At 67.8% G+C, this 456-nt stretch carries 1 pseudogene; it reads right to left on the bottom strand.

From position 1 onward, the window contains the following. Nucleotides 1–76: 76 nt before the first annotated feature. Nucleotides 77–456, bottom strand: a pseudogene (locus SB822_RS55000) (glycosyl transferase family 2); the annotation flags it as partial.

The raw sequence follows: 456 nt of genomic DNA, 5'->3' as shown, positions 1-456 counted from the left end.
GAAGCGGCGCTTGTGCGCCGCTTTTTCGTTACCGCCCTGCACTGCTTCGTGCGGCCCGATGCGGGCCGCACCCATCTCAACGTTCCTGCACCGGCGCCTGAACCCGCGCCTTCCATTGCCCGCCTTTCCCGCGCCAGTAGCGCACCGCCGACGCGAACGTCGCGCCGACATAAAACAGCGCGATGAGCGGCAGAAACGGCGCCCACAGCGGCGAGCGACGGTAATAGCTGAGCATCGGCGCATACGCGCAGCACATGGCCGCCCAGGCGAGCCATGCGGGCCAGCCGGTCGGCCCGAGCACCAGCGCGGCGACGGGCGGCACGAGGTAGATAACCGTCATGCCGGCGAGCGTGCCCGCGAGCAGCACCGGCGAATAATGCAGTTGCGTGAACGCTGTGCGCGCAATCATGTTCCAGATGTCGCGCCAACTGTCGTAAGGGCGCAGCGACACGCTGC

The sequence above is a fragment of the Paraburkholderia sp. SIMBA_054 genome, assembly GCF_046534875.1.
Taxonomy (GTDB): domain Bacteria; phylum Pseudomonadota; class Gammaproteobacteria; order Burkholderiales; family Burkholderiaceae; genus Paraburkholderia; species Paraburkholderia hospita.
Note: the sequence above shows the minus strand (reverse complement) of the source record. Positions and strands in the feature narration are given on the sequence as shown.